A 1,083-nucleotide genomic window follows, 5' to 3' on the forward strand; every position below is an offset into this window, starting at 1 on the left:
AGGGCGCATGAGTACGTAGTCGTCGACCCGAAACCGGGTGATCTACCCATGTCCAGGGTGAAGTTCCGGTAACACGGAATGGAGGCCCGAACCTTTTGGTGTTGAAAAACCATAGGATGAGGTGTGGGTAGGGGTGAAATGCCAATCGAACTCGGAGATAGCTGGTTCTCCCCGAAATAGCTTTAGGGCTAGCCTCGGAGCAGGAGTGATGGAGGTAGAGCACTGATTGGGCTAGGGGCCCTCACCGGGTTACCGAACTCAGTTAAACTCCGAATGCCATCCACTTTTCCTCCGGGAGTCAGACTGCGAGTGCTAAGATCCGTAGTCAAAAGGGAAACAGCCCAGACCACCAGCTAAGGTCCCCAAGTAACCGCTAAGTGGGAAAGGATGTGGAGTTGCCCAGACAACCAGGATGTTGGCTTAGAAGCAGCCATCATTCAAAGAGTGCGTAATAGCTCACTGGTCAAGTGACTCTGCGCCGAAAATGTAACGGGGCTAAGCGGTTCACCGAAGCTGTGGATGTTGCCGAAGGCAACATGGTAGGGGAGCGTTCCAAGCGGCGTCGAAGCCGCATCGTGAGATGCGGTGGAGTGCTTGGAAGTGAGAATGCCGGTATGAGTAGCGAAAAGAGGGGTGAGAATCCCCTCCGCCGTAAGCCTAAGGGTTCCTGAGGAAGGTTCGTCCGCTCAGGGTAAGTCGGGACCTAAGCCGAGGCCGAAAGGCGTAGGCGATGGACAACAGGTTGAAATTCCTGTACCACCTGATTCCGTTTGTACGATGGGGGGACGCAGGAGGGTAGAGAATCGCGCGACTGGATGTGCGCGTCCAAGCGGTGAGGCTGAAAGGACAGGCAAATCCGTCCTTTCTTTAAGGCCAGGCCGTGATGGCGAGGGAAATTTAAAGTACCGAAGTTCTTGATCTCACACTGCCAAGAAAAGCCTCTAGGAGGAAGCAGGTGCCCGTACCGCAAACCGACACAGGTAGGCGAGGAGAGAATCCTAAGGCGCTCGGGAAAACTCTCGTTAAGGAACTCGGCAAAATGACCCCGTAACTTCGGGAGAAGGGGTGCCCCGGTAGGGTGAA

At 54.9% G+C, this 1,083-nt stretch carries 1 rRNA gene; it reads left to right on the top strand.

Annotated features, from left to right (window positions below):
* A 23S ribosomal RNA gene (locus I8U18_RS17575) occupies positions 1-1,083 on the top strand; the annotation flags it as partial.

It is taken from the genome of Thermoactinomyces sp. CICC 10522 (assembly GCF_016055075.1).
GTDB lineage: Bacteria > Bacillota > Bacilli > Thermoactinomycetales > Thermoactinomycetaceae > Thermoactinomyces_A > Thermoactinomyces_A daqus.